Below are 14775 nucleotides of genomic sequence, written 5' to 3'. Positions count from 1 at the left end.
ATCGGCAACGCCGTGGGGCAAAGCGATCAAGCCAGTGGGCGGCCGCGGCGCCAGTGTATAAGGTCGGCATATGCCGCTGAACGCCTACCTGCCCAAGGAGCCCACGATGATTCGACTGACCCTGGACGAAGCCCGCACGCTATCGCTGTCCATCCTGCGCCATGCCGGTTTCAGCGAGGCCCAGGCCCAGGCGGTGACCGCCACCGTGGTGGCCGGCGAGCGCGATGGCTGCGCGTCCCATGGTTTGTACCGGATACTGGGCTGCGTCAGTTCGCTGAAGGCCGGCAAGGTGGTCGCCGATGCCGAGCCGGAGGTGATCGACCAGGCGCCGTCGATCGTCCGCGTCGATGCCCGCGGTGGCTTCTCGCAACTGGCGTTCCAGGCCGGTTTACCGGTTCTGGCCAACAAGGCCAGGGCCAATGGCATCGCCGCCTTGGCGATCAACCGCTGCGTGCATTTCTCCGCGCTGTGGGTGGAGATCGAACAGCTCACCGAACTCGGCCTCGTCGCTCTGGCCTGTAACCCCAGCCACGCCTGGGTCGCGCCGGCTGGCGGCAGCAAGCCGATCTTCGGCACCAACCCCATTGCGTTCGGCTGGCCGCGTACCGGCAAGCACCCGTTCATCTTCGACTTCGCCACCAGCGCCATCGCCCGCGGTGACATCGAGCTGCATCGCCGCGCCGGCAAGCCGATTCCCGAAGGCTGGGGCATCGATGCCAGCGGCCAGCCCAGCACCAGTGCCGAAGCGGTGATGAACGGCGCCATGCTGACCTTCGGCGGGCACAAGGGCTCGGCGCTGGCGGCCATGGTGGAGCTGATCGCCGGGCCGCTGATCGGCGACCTGACCAGTGCAGAGTCGCTGGCCTACGACGCCGGCAGCAAGTCGTCGCCCTACCATGGCGAGCTGATCATCGCCCTCGATCCGCAGCGCTTTCTCGGCGCTGCGGCCGACGCGCACCTGGCCCGGGCCGAGGCCCTGTTCGAGGGTATCGAAGGGCAGGGCGCGCGACTGCCCTCCCAGCGCCGTTACGACGCCCGGGATCGCAGCCTAAGCGAAGGCGTGCAGATTCCCCAGGCGCTCTACGACGATCTCAAGGCGCTGCTCAGTTGATGCTGTAGCCGCGCCCGCTCAGGCAGGCGCCCAGTGCGCGCCGGTAAGTGTCGCTGGCGTTGACCGGCGGCGCGCTGTAGGCAGTGGCCGGGTCGAAGCCGCTCTGGCTGACTGCCCAGCTGTGGCACTCGTAGCGGTCGCGGGCCTGCAGGTCGGCGTTCTGGCCACGGGCCGGGTAGGCGATCACGTCGTAGTTAGCGGTGGGTGCCGCGCGGATCACTGGCGGCGCCTCGACCACGATGTACTGGCGGCGGTCGGCGTTCCACATGTAGTAGCTGCCGGCGGCAACGAAGTACAGCGCACTGCCTATCCACAGCTCGCGGGCATGATCTGGCAGACCGTGACCATGCCGCGGCCCGGGGCCGCCCCAACCTGGGCCTGGGCCGCCGCGCCAGCCCGGACCGCCACCTGGCCCACCTGGCCCACCAGGGCCAGCCAGGGCATTGACGGAAAGCGAGAGCAGCAAGGCGGCAACCGCGAGGCGAGGGAGTCGGGCGTTCATCATGGGCTCCAGAGAATGCGATGGCCCGGCCAGATGGCGGGGCAGCATCGATTATCCGGACGCCTGTGCAAGGTGCCGTCAGGCCGATGTAAAGACCCTGTAAAGGTCGCTCAGTCGAGGCCCAGGCAGGCGGCGACGCTCGTCTCGAGCATCTGCACCAGCTCGGCGTCCATGTAGCGGTACTCGTCCGGTATATCCAGCACGTGCAGGGGCTTGTGGGTCAGCAGCCGATTGAAGTCCGCCATCAGCCGGCTCTTGTGCTTGTGCTCCATGACGATCACCACGTCGGCCCACTGGATGTCGCCGGCGCTTACCGTTCGGCGGGCCTTCGGGCTGGTGCCGGCCGAGCGCACGCTGAGCCCTGGGCGTTTGCGCCAGAGCGTCTCGGCAGTGGGGCTGCGCCACTGGTTGCGGCTGCAAATGAACAGGATATTGGTCATCGGTTACGGCTGTGGATAACTGCGTGGCGTGTACACCCATTCGCCGCCGTCGCCACGGGGCAAGCGCCGGGTCTGGCTGGAGCCGATGATCACCAGGGTGCGCATGTCGACCATCTCCGGCGTCAGCTCGCCAAGGCTGACCACCCGCAGCGCTTCGGCAGGGCGGCCGATGTCGCGGCCCAGTACCACCACGGTTTCCGGCGTGCGATGGGTGCGGACGATTTCCAGGGCGCGGCCGAGCTGCCAGGGGCGCGCCTTGGAGATCGGGTTGTAGAAGGCCATGGCGAGGTCCGCGGTGCCGGCGTGGTCGAGACGGCTCTCGATCACCGTCCAGGGTTTTAGGTTATCCGACAGGGAGATCAGGCAGAAATCGTGGCCCAGCGGCGCTCCGGCCTTGGCAGCGGTGGCCAGGGCCGCGGAGACGCCGGGCAGCACTTGCAGCTCGACGGCGTGCCAACTGGCCGGCGCCTCGGCCTCTTCGAGTGCTTCCAGCACCGCCGCCGCCATGGCGAACACGCCAGGGTCGCCAGAGGAAACAACCACCACCCGGCGGCCGCTGGCTGCCAGCTCGAAGGCGTGCCGCGCGCGCTGCAGCTCCTCGCGATTGTCACTGCAATGGCGCACCTGATCATCACGCAGTGGTTCGGCCATGCGCACGTAGGTTTCGTAACCGAGCAGATCCTGGGCTTCATCCAGGGCGCGGCGTACGGCGGGTGTCATGTGTTCCGCCGCGCCCGGGCCGAGGCCGATCACGCTCAGGCGCCCGCGGGGGCGGCCGATGGCCTGGGCAGCGGCCGGCGACTGCGCCTGCAGCACCTGCAGGCCGTCGTGCTGTGCGATGACCGCCGGCAGCGCGGTATCCGGTGTGATGAAGCGCAGCGCCACGTTCAGTTCACGGGCCGCGTCGGCCAGCGCCTTGTCGGTCATCAGCGCGGTGGGTGCGAGCAGGGCGGCCAGGGCCTTGGCCGCCAGGCCCGAACGCTCGAGCAATTGTTGGACACGCGCCGGCAGATCTTCAGTGCCCTCGACGCGCACCAGCAGGCTGCGCGGATGGATCAGCAGCTCGTCCGGCCGGGCGGCGCGTTGTAGAGGCGTGATATGCAGCGTCCGGCGACCATCTTCGGCCAACGGCAGCTTGCTCTGATCCAGCCAGGACGCATCACCGTCGATGCGCAGGTTTTCGCCGCCGAGCAGGTCGGAAACGAAGCGCTTGCCCTGTTCCAGATCGGCCAGGGCATAGCCGCTCGGCGGGTCGAGCAGGCAGGTGCCGAAGCGCAGCTCACCGCTGGTGGTGATTGCGGCGCTGACCTGCAGGCTTGCCGCGATCTCCCGGGCCATACGGTTGACGCCACCCAGGCCGCCCAGCAGCGGCACCACGGCGCTGCCGTCTTCGGCCACGGCCAGTACCGGCGGCTCGGCGCCCTTGCTGGCGAGCAGCGGCGCCAGGCTGCGAATGACGATACCGGCGGCGCACAGGGCGATGATCGGCGTGCCACTGCGATACAGGCCGCGTAGGGTGTCGCCGAAGTCGTCATAGGCCGCATCGGCCTCGACCCGATCGCGCAGACCATGGATCAGCGCCTGTGGATAAAGCGCCTGGATGCGCCGGGCGGTGGCCAGGGCGGAGGAGCCGAGGATGACGATGGCGGGGGAGGAAGTCATTGAAGTTTCACTGTTCATGGCGAGCACGGTGCATGCCGCGGTGAAGTAGAGCCTGTAGGAGCCGCGACCCCGCGGCGAATGGCACGGGCAACGCGCAAACGGCGTTGCAGCCACCATCGATTCGCCCCGAGGCCGGGGCTCCGACAAGCCTGTCGTGTTCGCTCAACCGCGCCACTTGATGCCCGGCACCACGATCATCGAAAAATACGGCGAAGCCATCGGCTCGACTTCATCGAGCGGCACGATGCGCTGGTTGGCCATGGTCGCCCGTTCCACGTAATGAGCACGGTCGTGCAGGCCGAGATCTTCCAGCACACGGCGGACTTTCTCGAAGTTGCGGCCGAGTTTCATCACCACGGCGGCTTCGGCATCACGCAGGCGCTCGCGCAACTCGTCTTCGGGCAGCACGCCGGAGAGCACCGACAGGCTCTGGTTGCGGTACACCAGGGGTACGCCGAGCACCGCGGCGCTGCCGAGCATCGAGCAGACGCCGGGGATCACCTCGGCCTCGTAACGCTCGGCCAGGCGGTCGTGCAGGTACATGTAGGAGCCGTAGAAGAACGGGTCGCCCTCGCAGATCACCGCCACGTCGCGACCGGCGTCCAGGTGTTCGGCGATCTGCACCGCGCAGGTGTCGTAGAAATCGCTGATCACGCCTTCGTAGGTCAGTGGCGGCTCGAGTTTTTCGGTGGTTACCGGGTAGACCAGCGGCAGGCGTTGCTGGCTGTCTTGCAGGTGCGCCTCGATGATGCCGAAGGCATTGCCGCCCTGGCCGACGTTGGCCTTGGCCTTGGCCACGAAATAGCCGACCACCGGCGCCGACTTGAGCAGCCGCAGGGCCTTGAGGGTGATCAGTTCCGGGTCGCCGGGGCCAACGCCCAGGCCGAGCAGGCGGCCCTTGCCGTGGCGGTCCATACCGGGGAGGTCAATACCGCTCATCACTCGACCTCCGTGGCCAGGGCGTTGACTGCCGCGGCGGCCATGGCGCTGCCACCGCGGCGGCCCTGGACGATCACGTAGGGCACGCCATGCTCGGCATAGGTAGCGGCGAGCAGATCCTTGGATTCGGCAGCGCCGACGAAGCCCACCGGGAAGCCGAGGATCAGCGCCGGCTTGGGCGCGCCGGCGGCGAGCATGTCGAGCAGGTAGAACAGCGCCGTCGGCGCGTTGCCGATCACCACCACGGAGCCTTCCAGGTGTTCGCGCCAGTGTTCCAGGGCCACCGCCGAGCGGGTATTGCCGAGCTGCTTGGCCAGCTCCGGTACGCCGGCATCGTTGAGGGTGCAGATCACCGGGTTGGCGGCCTGCAGCCGCGTGCGGGTGACGCCCTCGGCAACCATCCGTGCGTCACAAAGAATCGCCGCGCCCCTGGCCAGTGCTTCACGCCCTGCCGTACCGGCACCCGGCGAGAAGCGCAGATCCTGCACCACGTCGACCATGCCGCAGGCGTGGATGACCCGCACCGCGAGCTTTTCCAGATCCGCCGGAATGGCGCTCAGGTCGGCCTCGGCGCGGATGATGGAAAAGGAATTGCGATAGATCTCCTGACCATCGCGGATGTAATCGGTCATCGGGTGAAACTCCGGGTAGCGGTGAGCGAGGCGAGCAGGGCGCCGGCTTCGTCAGGTGTCAGGTGATGGCCCAGCAACTGGCCGAAGCCACTGCCGAGAGGCTGGCGGGCGAACAGGTCGTAGCGACCTTCGGCCACGGCCAGCAGGGTGAAGGGCGTGCGGTGGGCGGCGGCGCAAGAGCGGCTGCAGCCCGTGAGGTGAATGCTCGGTCGTTCACTGCCGGCGGGCAGCCGTTCGGCCAGACGCAGGGCATCGGCCTTGGTGTCGGCCAACCCCTTGGCGCAGCCGCTGGCGCCGGTACAGGCGATGATCCGCGCCAGCGGCGCGGCGGCGTCGGTCAATAGGCCGAGACCTTGCAGGCTGTGGATAACCTCATCGACAGCGGCTTTGGGAATATTCGGCAGTAGCACGCTTTGCCAAGGCGTCAGGCGCAGGCTGCCATCGCCATGGCGGCGGGCGAGGGCTGCCAGGCCTAGCAGCTGTTCGGCCGCCAGCCGACCAAGGGCAGGGCTGGCGCCGATATGCACGAGACCAGGCTGATGCTGCTCATGGATGCCGAGATGGGCATTGGCGTGCGCCGGCGCCCGGCGCCACTCGTTTATCGGTAGCAGCGCATCGCCCAGCCGAACCTGCAAGCGCTGCAGCAGCTCGGCAGGCGCATGGTTTTCCAGCAGATGGCGCATGCGCGTCTGCTCGGGTGTGGCCAGCTCGAGAAACAGTTCGAGCAGGGCGATCACCAGATCATGGGCCGCGGCCTGTGGCACGACAGCCAGCGCGGGTGCATCGTCTGCCGTCGTGGGCGGACAGCCGGCAAGACCGAAGGCGTAGCCGATCCCATCTTCCAGGGGCAGGGCGCTGAGCCAGATATCGTGAGGGTGTTCGAGCATCGCCAGGCGTTCGCCGCCGTCGAGCAGCAGGGCGAACTTCGGTGACAAGGCATGCAGGCGCGGCGTGTTCTCCAGGGTCGCCAGCAGTTGCGCGGCCAGCGGCGAGATATCCACAAGCGCCTGCGGGTCGAGGCCGGCTGCCGGGCTGACCATCAGGTTGCGCACGTCATCGGCGGCCGGCGAGCGCGGACCCAGGCCAGCGTCCAGCAGCTCGCTTATCAGCGTGTTTTCACAACCGGCGCGGATGCCGCGAATCTGCAAGTTGCCGCGGTTGGTGGCCTCGATCACCCCGCCGGCATGGCGCTGAGCGGCCTTGGAAATGCGTTCGGCCTGCTCGGCTTCGAGGCGCCCGCAGGGCAGCTTGATGCGGCAGATGCCGCCGTCCTTCGCCTGCACGATACGCAGCAACCCCGGGCAGGCCGAGGGACGAACAGATAGCGATGGCGTGTGAGCAGGCTGTTTCAACGGATCACCGTAGTCGGGTCACATGGGCATCCGTTCGAGGATAGGCCAGAGAAGGGTCAGTTTCTCTCACCGGGACACCCCGCCCGGTGTGGGCGCATGCGACTGAATCGGCCGGCAGGTCTCCTGGCTCGCAGGTCATGGCGCCTGGCCGGCCTTCCCGGTTTCCCAGTGGCGATTGGCAAGGCGCTCGCTGCAACAGTTGCGGGGGCAGCCACGGCGGAAAACCTGCCCAACATCTGCTGCGCGTCGGCCCTGCTGCGTTAGAAAATGCCTCGTAATGCTCATGTACAGAAGTACACTCCGCTTCCTCGCCAATTTCTGCCTTGCAGGGCTCTAGCTCGCTAGCTATTGAACAGGTTTTCTCGTGTTCCCTCTTAGGCCGCATTGGCTCACATGTAGCCGCTGGGCACCGACAGAGGCGCTATTATGCCCGCTTTGCCCGCCGGGATGAAAAGCCGCGTCGTCGGATCGCCCAGAAGCATGGCTGCGATGTGTCGATGGCAGTCGCTGTGGAGAAGGCCATTGCTACAAATCGGGCGAATGGCCACTCCACCCAATCCACCGCTGGCTGCCAATGATGAGGACTGAGAAATGACACCCTGGCTGACCGTCGTGGGCATTGGTGAAGATGGCTACGCCGGCCTCGGCAAGGCAGCGCGGCATGCATTGCTGGCGGCCGAGCTGGGTGGTCGGCAGCGAGCGCCAGCTGGCGCTGCTGCCCCACTGCATCCGTGCCACGCGCCTGCCCTGGCCGAAGCCGTTTTCCCTGACGCCGGTGCTCGAGCGCCGCGGCACGCCGGTCTGTGTGCTCGCCAGCGGTGACCCGATGTTCTTCGGCGTCGGCGCCAGCCTGGCTCGCGAGCTGGCGCCGGACGAGCTGCGCATCCTGCCGGCGCCATCGTCGGTGTCCCTGGCCGCTTCCCGTCTGGGCTGGCCGCTGCAGAGCACCGCCGTCGTATCGCTGGTCGCCCGGCCGCTGGCAGCGCTGCAGGTGCAAATCCATTCCGGCGCGCGCCTGCTGGTGCTGAGCAACGATGGCGACAGCCCGGCCGCCGTCGCCGAACTGCTGCGCGAGCGGGACTTCGGCCCCAGCCGGCTGAGCGTGTTCGAGCACTTGGGCGGCGAACGCGAACGGCGCATTGATGGGCTCGCCGATGGCTGGTCCCTGGAGCGCGCAGCGGATCTCAATCTGGTGGCCATCGAGTGCGTTCCAGACTATGAAGCCATTCGCCTGCCGCTGACCCCCGGCTTGCCGGACGATGCCTATCGCCACGACGGCCAGCTGACCAAGCGTGATGTGCGGGCCATTACCCTGTCGCGGCTGGCGCCTTCACCGGGCGAGCTGCTCTGGGATGTCGGCGCCGGCTGCGGTTCCATCGGCATCGAATGGCTGCGCGCCCACCCCAGCTGCCGCGCCATCGCCATCGAGGCGGACGAAGGGCGCCAGGCCCATATCGCCCATAACCGTGATGCCCTTGGTGTGCCCGGCCTGCAACTGGTGGCCGGGCGGGCGCCCGAGGCGCTGGACGGGTTGGCCGCGCCGGATGCGGTCTTCATCGGCGGCGGCGTGACCGTACCTGGCGTGCTGCAGCGCTGCTGGCAGGCACTCAAGCCCGGCGGTCGGCTGGTGGCCAATGCCGTGACCTTGCAGAGCGAGGCAGCGCTGATCGCCTTTCGCGGCGAACACGGCGGCGAGCTGACCCGCATCGAGGTGGCCCAGGCCAAGCCGTTGGGCGGGTTCGACACCTGGCGCGGCGCGTTGCCGATCACCCTGCTCGACGTCAGCAAGCCGCGATGAGCCGCATCCTGCTGCTCGGCGGGATCGGCGAAGCGCTGAATCTCGCCCGCCGCCTCGGGCCTGAGCATGTCTACAGCCTCGCCGGGTTGGGCAAGGTGCCCGAGGATCTGGCCTGCCAGGTGCGCGTCGGCGGCTTTGGCGGTGCCGAGGGGCTGGCCGATTTTATCCACAGGGAGCGCATCGATTTGCTGGTCGATGCAACTCATCCCTATGCCGCGCAGATCAGCCATAACGCGGCACGCGCTGCCGAGCAGGCCGGCGTGCCCTGTTGGGCGCTGCGGCGTCCAGGCTGGACGGCATCGCCGGGTGATGACTGGCGCGAGGTGTTCGACTGGCCCTCGCTGATCGCCGCCCTGGCGCGATTCCGGCGCCCGCTGTTCACCTTGGGGCGCGAGCCGCTGGAGCATCTGCACGAGATTCCTGCCCATCAGCACTGGACGGTACGTTGCCTGCAAGGCCAGCCGACCAGCGAGCGGGCCGAGGTGATCGGTGCCCGCGGGCCGTTCAGCCTCAAGGACGAGCGCGTGCTGTTCGCGCGGCTGAACTGCGACGTGCTGGTCAGCAAGAACAGCGGCAGCGCGGCCACCGAGCACAAGCTGCAGGTTGCCCGCGAACGCGGTGTGCCGGTGCTGGTGTTGCAGCGGCCAGCGTTGCCGGCGGTGGACCGTGAGTTCGCCGAGCCTGAGGCGCTGTGGCAAGCATTGCAGGTAACCATCCCGTAGCCTGTGGTAGAGCGCAGCGAAACCCGGGGAACGTACGAGCCGGCCCAAAACCTCCCGGGTATCGCTGCGCTCAACCCAGGCCACGAAACGCTGTTCGTCACGACGCTGTTAAACTGCCGCACTTTTTGCGGAGCCCGACCATGACTGCCACGCCTTACGCCCAGGTATTGTTCGCCGGCCCTGATCTGCTCGACGGTTCGTTCGCCGAGCTGTTTCGCGCTCGGCTGGTCGAGCTGCGGGGCGAGGCGGCGCTGGCCGATATCGTCGACACTGGTGCGGGCTACGACGGCCTCTGGCAGCGCGTGGGCGAGGGCAGCGGCACCTGCCTGGTGATCGACCTGGAGTCACAGAGCAGCAGCCAGCATGTCGACTGGCTACGCAGTGAATTGGCGGCCAAGACCGATCCCCAGCGCATCTTCGTCACCAGCCTGTTCGGCCAGCTCGATGCCGACGCGGCTGGCGCTGCCTGCGCGCTGATCGATCGCCCGGAATTGCACCTCGGCTGCGTCGACGTGCCGGAACTGCCAGGCAGCCACGCCTGGTCGAAAATCCCCGCCCACCAATACCGCGTGCTGCTCTGCAACGGCCCGCGCTGCACCCGGCGCGGTGCGCTGCCCCTGTGGAAAAAGCTGCGCGAACAGGTCAAGGCCGCCGGCAAGCTGGAGTGCGAAGGCGGTGTGCACATCACCCGCACACAGTGCCAGTTCCCCTGCGACCAGGGCCCGACACTGACGGTTTATCCACAGGGCCATTGGTACCAGCTGCGCAGCGACGAAGATGTGATCCGCCTGGTCGACGAGCAATTGGTCGCTGGGCGTGCGGTGCCCGAGTTGATGATGTCGCGGCCCTAGCCCAGTTTCACGCCGGCGGCATCTTCCCGACTCACGCATGTTTCGGGCTAACATGCCGGCATCACAAGAATTCGAGTCATGCATGACCGCCCTGTTTCTGCGCTATCGCATCGTTGCCATCGTGCTGCTGGTGATCGTCGGCCTGGCCGTCAGCCTGTGGCTGGCCAGCCGCTACGCCGAGCAGCGGGCCTGGGAGGATCGCAGCAGCGAGGCCCACGGCCAGTTGCAGCTCTATGCGCAATCGATCCAGACCCTGGTCGACCGCTTTCGCTCGGTACCGCAACTGCTATCGATGGACGGCGACATCCAGGCTCTGCTGCATGCACCGGATGATCCGCAACTGCGCGACAAGCTCAATCGCCGCTTCGAGATGCTCAACACCGCTGCCGGTGCCAGCGTGCTCTACCTGATCGACCGCCGCGGCCACACCCTGGCGGCCAGCAACTGGAACGAGTGGAGCAGCTTCGTCGGTAGCAACTACGGCTTTCGTCCCTATTTCCAGGATGCCCTGCACCGCACCGCCGGCCGCTACTTCGCGGTCGGGGTGACCACCGGGGTGCCCGGCTACTTCCTTTCCCACGCGGTTTACGACGACGACGGCGCGGTGATCGGCGTGCTGGTGGTCAAGCTCGAACTCGAGGAACTGCAGCGCGAATGGGTCGGCCAGCCCGGTGTGCTGCTGGTCGCCGACAGCTATGGCGTGGTGATTCTCAGCAGCCGGCCTGCCTGGCGTTTCCTAGCGCTGGAGGAGCTCGACGAGCTCGATCACGCCGAGCTGGTGGAGGTGCGCAAGTATGCCGAGCGCCCGCTGGAGGTGCTGTCCACCGAGCCCGGCCCGTACTTCGAGGGCAATGCCGACTGGATGAACATCGATGGCCCCGATGGCCGGCAGAGCTATCTGTGGCAGCGTCAGGAGCTGAGCAGCGAGCAGTGGACGCTGCACCTGCTGATCGAGGAAAGCAGCCTGGGCGACACCGCGCGCAGCTATCGCCTGGCCGCCGCCGGCGTTTGGCTGACCCTGGTGTTCCTGGTGCTGTTCCTGCTGCAGCGGCGCAAGAACCAGCGTCTGCAGGCGAGCATTCGCGAGAATCTCGAGCGTGAGGTGACACTGCGTACCGCCGAACTGCGCGAGGCCCAGGAAGGCCTGGTGCATGCGGCGAAGATGGCCGCGCTGGGGCAGATGTCGGCGGCCATGGCCCATGAGATCAACCAGCCGCTGACGGCCATCCAGATGCATCTCGGCAGCCTTGGCCTGCTGCTCGACAATGGCCGTGAAGCGGATGTACGCGCCGGCCTGACGCGCATCGACGGCCTGCTGCAGCGCATGGCCAGCCTGACCGGCCACCTGAAAACCTTCGCCCGCAAGAGCCCCGCCGGGCTCCACGAGCGGCTGCTGCTCAGCGATGTGCTGGAGCAGGCGTTGCTGCTGCTGGCGCCGCGGTTGCGCAGCGAACAAGTCGAATTACGCCGCGAGATTCGCAGTGAGGCGCGGGTCTCCGGCGATGCCATCCGCCTCGAACAGGTGGTGCTCAACCTGCTCAACAATGCCCTGGACGCCATGGTCGATAGCCCGCGGCGCCTGCTCGGCGCCTTGATCGAAGTGCAGGGCGATAGCTGCGTGCTGCAGGTCAGCGACACGGGCGGCGGTATCCCCGAGGAGCATCTGGGCAACGTCTTCGAGCCATTCTTCACCACCAAGCCGGTGGGCGAGGGGCTGGGGCTGGGCCTGGCGATTTCCTACGGCATCGTGCGCGACCTGGGCGGCAGCCTGGAGGCACGCAATTGCCCGGACGGCGCGCTCTTCATCCTGCGTCTGCCGCGTGCCGGGTGAACTTGGCATTTCGTGTAACACCCGTCAGCTACCGCTGTTGTGATCCGGGGATACACTGCCCCTTCCAGGGCCTTTTCAAGGCCTGGCAACCCAAAGCCATGCAAACCAGGCCGCCCCATAAAAATAGACGTGGAGCGCCGGAGTTGCGCTCGACTTTGCGAGCTGTAAATGAGCAGTCCGACCGGGTTGGTATTCCATCCTGTTCCTAACGCGGTATGGCGCGAAGCGCAGCAGACCCTGAACAGGCACTAAAAGTAAGGAGGTCTCATGGCAGGTCAGGTAATCGTCGTCGATGACGAAGCAGCGATCCGCGAGGCGGCGCAGCAGTGGCTGGAGCTGTCTGGCTTCAGCGTGCAGACCTGTGCCACTGCGGATCAGGCGCTGACGCTGCTCGATATCGACTTTCCCGGCGTACTGATCAGTGATGTACGCATGCCCGGCACCGATGGCCTGCAGCTGCTGGGGCGTGTGGTCGAGCTCGACCGCGATCTGCCGGTGATCATGATTACTGGCCATGGCGACGTACCGATGGCCGTGCAGGCGCTCAAGCAGGGCGCCTACGACTTCATCGAGAAACCCTTCACCCCGGATCGCCTGCTCGACACCGTGCGCCGCGCCCTGGAAAAGCGCCGGCTGATCTGCGAGAACCGCGCCTTGCGCCAGCAATTCGCCCTCAAGGACGGGATCGCCGCGCAACTTCTCGGCGTGTCGCGGCCCATGGAACGGCTGCGCCGGCAGATTCTCGACCTGGCCGGCACCTCGGTGAACGTGCTGATCCGTGGCGAGACCGGCTCGGGCAAGGAGCGGGTGGCGCGCTGCCTGCACGATTTCAGCGAGCGCGCCGACAAGCCGTTCGTGGCGCTCAACTGTGCGGCGATTCCCGAGCACCTGTTCGAGAGCGAGTTGTTCGGTCATGAGAGTGGCGCCTTCACCGGCGCCCAGAACAAGCGTGTCGGCCGTATCGAGCACGCCCACGGCGGCACGCTGTTTCTCGATGAGGTGGAAAGTCTGCCGCTGGCGCAGCAGGTCAAGCTGCTGCGCGTGCTGCAGGAAAAGACCCTGGAGCGGCTCGGTTCCAACCGCAGCATTCAGGTCGACCTGCGGGTGATCAGCGCGGTGAAGCCGGACTTGCTCGATGAAGTGAGAGCCGGGCGCTTTCGCGAGGATCTGTTCTACCGGCTGAATGTCGCCACGCTGAAGATACCGGCACTGCGTGAGCGGCGCGAAGACATTTCGCTGCTGTTCGAACACTTTGCCGAAGAGGCCGCCAAACGCTACAGCCGAACCCTCGAGCCACTTACGCCTGCCAAGCTGGCCGCGTTGCTCGGCCACGAATGGCCGGGCAACGTACGCGAATTGATCAACGCTGCCGAACGCCATGCGCTGGGGCTTAGCGACACCGGCTCGCGGGAGGGCAACCAGTCCCTTGCCGGGCAGATGGAAACGTTCGAGGCGCAATGCCTGCATAACGCGCTGCTGCGTTGCCGCGGCAGCATTGTGAGGACCATGGAGCTGCTGCAACTGCCACGCCGCACGCTCAACGAAAAGATGCAGCGCCACAGATTGCAGCGCAGCGCCTATCGACCTGCCGGGAGTAGTGACGAGGATTGAGTCGCGGCTCAGAGGACGGTCGGGCTCGCTGCTGGGCTGAAGCCCACCCTACGATTTGACGGCGGCCTTTGTAGGTCATTCAAACGATTGGGAGCTGCCATTGGCCTGCTTTTGTGGGAGCGCGCTGGCAGGTCGCTTGAAGATCATTCCCACGCTTCGCATAAGCGGAGTTCTGCCGATTGCCGCTTGGCCAATAGGCGACCTTTCGCTGCTTTCTCTCTAGTGATCTTCCAGAAACCGCTCTGGCTTGCGGCTTTTCTTCGTTGGCACGACACCTGCTATGGCTGCTGGTAACCGGACATTCAAAACCGGCTCTCTGACAAGAATAATCACGGAGAAACACCATGCGACTGACCAAGCGCGTCACCCTGTTCGCGGCTGCCGCAGCCTTCACTGCCAGCACCGCGGTACTTGCCGCACCGACCTTCATCAACGTGCTTACCGGCGGCACCAGTGGGGTGTATTACCCGATTGGCGTGGCCATGTCGCAGCTGTACGGCAGCGGTATCGAGGGCGCGAAAACTTCGGTCCAGGCCACCAAGGCCTCGGTAGAAAACCTCAACCTGCTGCAGTCCGGCCGTGGCGAGATTGCCTTCGCGCTGGGCGATTCGGTCGAAGACGCCTGGAACGGTGTCGAGGATGCCGGCTTCAAGGCGCCGCTGACGCGCATTCGCGCCATCGCCGCCACCTACCCGAACTACATCCAGATCGTCGCCAGCAAAGAATCCGGCATCAAGACCCTGGAAGACCTCAAGGGCAAGCGCATCTCCGTAGGCGCGCCGAAGTCCGGCACCGAGCTCAACGCCCGGGCGATCTTCGAAGCTGCCGGCCTGAGCTACAAAGACATGGGGCGCGTCGAGTTCATGCCCTATGCCGAGTCGGTCGAACTGATCAAGAACCGTCAGCTGGACGCCACTCTGCAGTCCTCCGGCCTGGGCATGGCGGCGATTCGCGACCTGGCATCGATGGTACCAATCACCTTCGTGGCCATCCCTGAAGAGGTGGTGGCCAAGATCGACAGCCAGGCCTATCAGGCCAAGGTCATCCCGGCTGGCACCTACGACGGTCAGGATCAGGACGTACCGACCGCGGCCATCGTCAACCTGCTGGTCAGCCACGAGAAGGTCTCCGATGACGTGGCTTATCAGATGACCAAGTTGCTGTTCGACAACCTCCCCCGTCTGCGTACCGCCCACTCCGCGGCCAACGACATCAAGCTGGAAACTGCCACCGAAGGCCTGCCTATCCCGTTGCATCCGGGTGCCGAGCGTTTCTACAAGGAAGCCGGCGTACTCAAGTAACGCGCAGGGTAGAGCGGACGGCC

The 14775-nt window shown here is 66.4% G+C and carries 12 protein-coding genes, 1 pseudogene and 1 riboswitch; of the genes and pseudogenes, 7 read left to right on the top strand and 6 right to left on the bottom strand.

Going from position 1 to position 14775, the window contains the following annotated elements; all coding sequences use genetic code 11:
- The first annotated feature begins 106 nt into the window (after positions 1–106).
- Positions 107–1111, top strand: a complete 1005-nt coding sequence (locus BVH01_RS03515) for an Ldh family oxidoreductase (protein ID WP_075929143.1) — start codon at positions 107–109, stop codon at positions 1109–1111.
- Here the strand turns inward: BVH01_RS03515 and BVH01_RS03510 are convergent.
- From BVH01_RS03510 to cobG, 6 genes are all read right to left on the bottom strand, one after another.
- A complete protein-coding gene (locus BVH01_RS03510) occupies positions 1104–1613 on the bottom strand; it encodes a hypothetical protein (protein ID WP_075928976.1) in 510 nt (169 codons plus the stop codon). The two genes, BVH01_RS03515 and BVH01_RS03510, sit on opposite strands and share 8 nt — an antisense overlap.
- A gap of 110 nt (positions 1614–1723) precedes the next feature.
- The gene (locus BVH01_RS03505) at positions 1724–2053 is read right to left on the bottom strand and encodes a low molecular weight protein tyrosine phosphatase family protein (RefSeq protein ID WP_075928975.1); all 330 of its coding nucleotides are present in this window, start codon (positions 2051–2053) and stop codon (positions 1724–1726) included.
- A gap of 3 nt (positions 2054–2056) precedes the next feature.
- Positions 2057–3715, bottom strand: a complete 1659-nt coding sequence (cobJ, locus tag BVH01_RS03500; protein ID WP_075928974.1) for a precorrin-3B C(17)-methyltransferase — start codon at positions 3713–3715, stop codon at positions 2057–2059.
- Positions 3716–3877: 162 nt separating this feature from the next.
- A complete protein-coding gene (locus BVH01_RS03495) occupies positions 3878–4630 on the bottom strand; it encodes a precorrin-2 C(20)-methyltransferase (protein WP_075929142.1) in 753 nt (250 codons plus the stop codon).
- 23 nt (positions 4631–4653) lie between these two features.
- A complete protein-coding gene (locus tag BVH01_RS03490; RefSeq protein ID WP_075928973.1) occupies positions 4654–5286 on the bottom strand; it encodes a precorrin-8X methylmutase in 633 nt (210 codons plus the stop codon).
- Entirely contained in the window at positions 5283–6638 is a 1356-nt protein-coding gene (gene cobG / locus BVH01_RS03485) for a precorrin-3B synthase (protein ID WP_075928972.1), read from the bottom strand. The genes BVH01_RS03490 and cobG overlap by 4 nt, the downstream gene beginning before the upstream one ends.
- A 95-nt stretch (positions 6639–6733) precedes the next feature.
- Positions 6734–7067, bottom strand: a riboswitch (cobalamin riboswitch).
- A gap of 162 nt (positions 7068–7229) precedes the next feature.
- On the opposite strand from cobG, the pseudogene cbiE reads away from it, so the two are divergent.
- The 6 genes and pseudogenes from cbiE (at position 7230) to BVH01_RS03455 (ending at position 14752) form a co-directional block, all read left to right on the top strand.
- Positions 7230–8436, top strand: a pseudogene (cbiE, locus tag BVH01_RS03480) (precorrin-6y C5,15-methyltransferase (decarboxylating) subunit CbiE).
- Positions 8433–9158: a cobalt-precorrin-6A reductase gene (locus BVH01_RS03475; protein ID WP_075928971.1), complete on the top strand. Its 726-nt coding sequence runs from the start codon at positions 8433–8435 to the stop codon at positions 9156–9158. The pseudogene cbiE and the gene BVH01_RS03475 overlap by 4 nt, the downstream one beginning before the upstream one ends.
- A gap of 140 nt (positions 9159–9298) precedes the next feature.
- Positions 9299–10009, top strand: coding sequence for a ferredoxin (locus BVH01_RS03470; RefSeq protein WP_075928970.1), 711 nt, complete (start codon positions 9299–9301; stop codon positions 10007–10009).
- Positions 10010–10091: 82 nt separating this feature from the next.
- The gene (locus BVH01_RS03465) at positions 10092–11840 is read left to right on the top strand and encodes an ATP-binding protein (RefSeq protein WP_075928969.1); all 1749 of its coding nucleotides are present in this window, start codon (positions 10092–10094) and stop codon (positions 11838–11840) included.
- 267 nt (positions 11841–12107) lie between these two features.
- Positions 12108–13451, top strand: coding sequence for a sigma-54 dependent transcriptional regulator (locus tag BVH01_RS03460; RefSeq protein ID WP_075928968.1), 1344 nt, complete (start codon positions 12108–12110; stop codon positions 13449–13451).
- Between the two features lie 344 nt (positions 13452–13795).
- The gene (locus tag BVH01_RS03455; protein WP_075928967.1) at positions 13796–14752 is read left to right on the top strand and encodes a TAXI family TRAP transporter solute-binding subunit; all 957 of its coding nucleotides are present in this window, start codon (positions 13796–13798) and stop codon (positions 14750–14752) included.
- Positions 14753–14775: the final 23 nt, after the last annotated feature.

The sequence above is a fragment of the Pseudomonas sp. PA1(2017) genome (genome assembly GCF_001945375.1).
Taxonomy (GTDB): domain Bacteria; phylum Pseudomonadota; class Gammaproteobacteria; order Pseudomonadales; family Pseudomonadaceae; genus Aquipseudomonas.
This window is presented reverse-complemented; position numbering and strand designations above follow the sequence as displayed.